This is a genomic window from Actinomycetospora sp. (assembly GCF_055612215.1).
In genome coordinates this window covers 1-4,303 of record NZ_JBVPVA010000453.1, presented here as the reverse complement: position 1 = coordinate 4,303, position 4,303 = coordinate 1, and the positions used below count along the sequence as shown (strand labels likewise).

The 4,303-nt window shown below is 75.6% G+C and carries 4 protein-coding genes; 1 reads left to right on the top strand and 3 read right to left on the bottom strand.

The annotated features are described in order from the left end of the window. Positions 1-189 precede the first annotated feature (189 nt). Entirely contained in the window at positions 190-534 is a 345-nt protein-coding gene (locus AC0CYZ_RS12685; protein ID WP_472215805.1) for an RNA polymerase-binding protein RbpA, read from the top strand. A gap of 27 nt (positions 535-561) precedes the next feature. Here the strand turns inward: AC0CYZ_RS12685 and AC0CYZ_RS12680 are convergent, their stop codons facing one another. The 3 genes from AC0CYZ_RS12680 to AC0CYZ_RS12670 form a co-directional block, all read right to left on the bottom strand. Then, complete coding sequence (locus AC0CYZ_RS12680) at positions 562-1,356, bottom strand: polyprenol monophosphomannose synthase (RefSeq protein ID WP_472215803.1); 795 nt, start codon at positions 1,354-1,356, stop codon at positions 562-564. Further along, positions 1,353-2,972 carry an apolipoprotein N-acyltransferase gene (gene lnt, locus AC0CYZ_RS12675; protein WP_472215801.1) on the bottom strand — a complete coding sequence of 540 codons (1,620 nt, stop codon included), beginning with the start codon at positions 2,970-2,972 and terminating at the stop codon, positions 1,353-1,355. Before lnt ends, AC0CYZ_RS12680 begins: the two co-directional genes overlap by 4 nt. Before the next feature lie 71 nt (positions 2,973-3,043). Next, a complete protein-coding gene (locus AC0CYZ_RS12670; RefSeq protein WP_472215799.1) occupies positions 3,044-4,156 on the bottom strand; it encodes a M24 family metallopeptidase in 1,113 nt (370 codons plus the stop codon). Positions 4,157-4,303: the final 147 nt, after the last annotated feature.

Here is a 4,303-nt window from a genome sequence, read left to right as displayed (position 1 = left end):
TGTGAACGCAGCGACATGGGCGAGGGGTCACCGACCGATGACGCACGCCGAGGGGCGTGAGCCGGGTCACGACCACGTGTCCGACGGGTGTCGCGGGAACGATCCGGCGCCCTCGGGCGTTGGGACCTGGAGCACCGGCCGGATGTCTCCGGGTCCGGCGCGCATGCAGTCGAGGAAAGGACAGCACTCATGGCCGACCGCGTCCTCCGTGGGAGTCGCCTCGGAGCCGTCAGCTACGAGACCGACCGTGACCACGACCTCGCCCCCCGCCGCGCCTTCGCCTACCGCTGCCCGAAGGGTCACGACTTCGAGGTGCCGTTCTCGGACGACGCCGAGGCCCCGGTGACCTGGGAGTGCCGCCTCCACGGCGAGGAGGGCAAGCGCATCGACGGCACCGAGCCCGAGCAGAAGAAGGTCAAGCCCCCGCGCACCCACTGGGACATGCTGCTCGAGCGCCGTTCGGTGCCCGAGCTCGAGGAGCTCCTCGACGAGCGCCTCGGCCTCCTGAAGGAGCGCCGCAGCGAGAGCGCGTAGTCGCCACCTGCACCGACCCCGTCGTCCTCAGGACGGCGGGGTTTCGTGTGTCCGGGGTACCTCGCGACCGCGCAGCCGGTCGCGGACGGCCCAGGCGGTGATCCGCCACAGCGCCTCGCGGACCACCGCCCCGCTCATCTTCGAGGCGCCCGCGACGCGCTCGGTGAAGGTGATCGGGACCTCGCGGACGGCGAACCCGCCGCGGTGCACGCGGAACGCGAGGTCGACCTGGAAGCAGTAGCCCTGGGAGGACACCGGGGCGCGGGTGACCTCCTCGAGCACCCGGCGGCGGAACAGCCGGAACCCACCGGTCACGTCGCGGACCGGCAGGCGCAGTGCCCGCCGCGAGTAGGTGTTGGCCGAGCGCGAGAGCGCGTCGCGGTACCAGGGCCAGTTGACGATCCGCCCGCCCGGCACGTAGCGCGACCCGAGCACGAGGTCCGCGCCCTCGGTGCGCGCGCTCGCGAGCAGGGCGGGGAGGTCCTCGGGGGCGTGGGACCCGTCCGCGTCCATCTGCACGACCCACCCGATCTCCTCGGCGGGGTGGGAGGCCACGACGTGGGCGAACGCGTCGACGTAGGCGGCACCGAGTCCGCGCCGGGGTCGGTGGTGCAGCACCGACAGGCGGGGGTCGGCCCGCGCGAGGTCGTCGGCGAGGTCACCCGTGCCGTCGGGGCTGCCGTCGTCCACCACGAGCAGCCGCACCCCGGGCAGCGTCGCGAGGACCCGCTCGACGAGGCCCGGGAGGTTCTCGCGCTCGTCGTAGGTGGGCACGACGACGAGCACGCCCGTGCCGTCGGCGGCGGGGCCGCGCCCGCTCATCCGGCGACCGCCGTCGTCTCCCGGGGCGTGGGCGTCGTCGTGGTGGGTCCTCCCGTCCGGCGTCGGCCGCGCACCGCACCCGTGGCGGCGGCCGCGACGCCGAGGGCGGCGAGCACCCACTCCGGTCCGGGCCCGAGCCGGGTGGCGAGCGTGGTCGTGGTGCGCAGCGGGACGCGGTCGACCAGGACGCCGGGCGTGTAGAGCGGGCCCGTCCGGTCCAGCACCGTGCCGTCCGGCGCGATCACCGCGCTCTGTCCACTGGTGGCGGCGATGACGACGGCCCGGTCGTGCTCGATCGCCCGCAGTCGGCTCATCCCCTGCTGCTGGTAGGTCATGTCCGTCTCGCCGAAGGTGGCGTTGTTCGTCGGGACGGTGAGCAGGTCGGCGCCGGCGGTGACGGCGTCGCGCACGTCGTCGTCGAACACCACCTCGTAGCAGGTGGCGACGCCGAGACGGGCCGGCCCGGCGTCGAGGGTCGGGGTCCCGGTGCCGGGCGCGAAGTCGACGACGCGGGAGACGTCGTCGGAGACCAGCGAGGCCAGGCCCCGCAGCGGGATGTACTCCCCGAAGGGCAGCAGGTGGCGCTTGACGTACTGCTCGGTCGGGCCGCCGGCGCCGGTGGGGCTGCGGGGGGTCCAGACGACGGCGGCGTTGCGGGGGCCCTCGACGTAGGTGGTGGCGTCGGCGTTCAGCACGCCCCGCAGGACGGCGCCGACGACGACCGGCACCCCGATCTCGTCGGTGACCGCCTGGATCTCGGCGCGGGCGTCGGCGTTGGCGAACGGATCGATGTCCGAGGAGTTCTCGGGCCAGATCACGAGGTCGGGGCGGGGGCGCCGGCCGGCCGCGACCTCGGCGGCGAGCACCCGGGTCTCGCGGACGTGGTTGTCGAGGACCGCGCGGCGCTGGCTCGCGAAGTCCAGGCCGGCGCGGGGCACGTTGCCCTGCACGGCGGCCACGGTGATCGTCCGGTCGCCGGGCTCGGCCGCCGGGTGGGCCGGGACGGCGAGGCCGGCGAGCGGGCCGAGCAGCACGGCGACGAGGGCGCCGACGACGCCGAGGGCCCGCCGCGGCGGGTGCGGCCCGGCCGGCGCGGGGCGGCGCAGGGCCGTCCTGGCCAGCGACCACAGTCCCGCCCCGGTGAGCACGACGGCGAAGCTCACCAGCGGCGCGCCCCCGAGTGCGGCGAGCTTCCCGTACGCACCGCCGGCCTGGCCGAAGGCGAGCTTGGCCCACGGGAACCCGCCCCACGGGACCCGCTCGATCGCGGCCTCCCCCGCCACCCACAGGCAGGCGACCCACAGCGGCGTCGCGGGCAGCCGCGCGACCAGCGGCACCAGGCCGACCGGGACCGCGACGGCCAGCACGACGACCGCCAGCGCGCCCAGCCACACCGCGCCCACGTAGGTCCCGGTCCAGTGCAGCAGCGGGTACTGGTAGGCCAGCGCCGCGAGCGCGCCCCACCCGAACGCGGCCCGCACCCGGCGCCCGTCGACCACCGCGAGCAGCAGCGCGATCCCGAGCGGCGCCGCCCACCACCAGCCCATCGGCGGGAACGCCGCGTACAGCGCCAGCCCGGCGACGACCGCCCCGACCGCGCGCGCCGCCGTCACCACCCGGCGCGAGGGGAACCCTCGGCCGGATACAGCGACCGAATCCTCCCCTCGCGGTCCGCGGGTGGTCCGGTTCAGCACGACAGGAGCTCGTGCGGGCGGGTGTTGACGGCCTCGCACCCGTCGTCGGTGATCACGACGATGTCCTCGATCCGGGCGCCCCAGCGCTCGGGGAAGTAGATCCCGGGCTCGACGGAGAAGGCCATGCCCGGCTCGAGCGTGAGCGCGTTGCCGGCGACGATGTAGGGCTCCTCGTGCACCTCGAGCCCGATGCCGTGCCCGGTGCGGTGCACGAAGTACTCCCCGTACCCGGCGTCGCGGATGATCGCGCGCGCGGCCTCGTCGACGCTCTCGGCCGTGGCCCCGGGGCGGGCGGCGGCGACGGCGGCGGCCTGCGCGCGCTGCAGCACGGCGTAGACGTCGGTGACCTCGTCGGTCGGCCCGCCCACCACGTAGGTGCGGGTGCAGTCGGAGTTGTAGCCCTCGGGCAGCGGTCCGCCGATGTCGACGACGACGACGTCGCCGGCCTCGATCACGCGCTCGGAGACCTCGTGGTGGGGGCTGGCCCCGTTCGGGCCCGACCCGACGATGACGAAGGCCGCCTCGCTGTGCCCCGCCGCGACGATCCCGGCCGTGATGTCCGCGCCGACCTCGGCCTCGGTGCGGCCGGCGCGCAGCCAGCCCGGGACCTGGGCGTGGACCGCGTCGATGGCCGCGCCGGCCCGGCGCAGGTACTCGACCTCGGCCGGGTCCTTGCGCATCCGCAGCTCGCGCAGCACGCCGGTGGCGAGCTCCTGCGTGGCCAGCGGCAGCGCGTCGCGCAGGCCGAGCACGTGCAGCGCGGGCATGTCGGAGGCGACCGCGACCCGCTTCACCCCGTCCAGGCAGGCCGCGACCAGGCCGTGCGGGTCCTCGCCGTCGACCCAGTCCAGGACGCGGATGCCGGCCTGGTCGACCCCGGTGCCGTCGAGCCCCGGCCGCTCGAGGCGGGGGACGACGAACGCGGCCTCGTCGTGGGTCGGGAGCACGAGCGCCGAGAGCCGCTCGTGGGAGTGCTTGACGACCCCGGCGAGGTACTGGAGATCCGGCCCGGGGGTGACGACGAGGGCGTCGACGCCGGCCTGGGCGGCCGCCCGGCGGGCCCGGTCGAGGCGGGACGAGACCTGGTCGGCGAGCGCGGAACCCATGGTCGCGAGCCTAGGTGGCTACGCCTCGTGAGCACTAATCCGCCCTATATGACACGGAATCAGAGGAGCACGCCGATAGGGGCTCACGTGGCGGAGCCACCTAGGTAGAAGCCCCCTCCCCCGCCGCGCCGCGGCCGGACAGGCTGT

What these genes read in the sequence shown, in the direction of transcription:
- AC0CYZ_RS12685 (WP_472215805.1), top strand. Translation starts at nt 190, where the DNA reads ATGGCCGACCGCGTCCTCCGTGGGAGTCGCCTCGGAGCCGTCAGCTAC.
- AC0CYZ_RS12680 (WP_472215803.1), bottom strand. Translation starts at nt 1,356, where the DNA reads ATGAGCGGGCGCGGCCCCGCCGCCGACGGCACGGGCGTGCTCGTCGTC.
- AC0CYZ_RS12670 (WP_472215799.1), bottom strand. Translation starts at nt 4,156, where the DNA reads ATGGGTTCCGCGCTCGCCGACCAGGTCTCGTCCCGCCTCGACCGGGCC.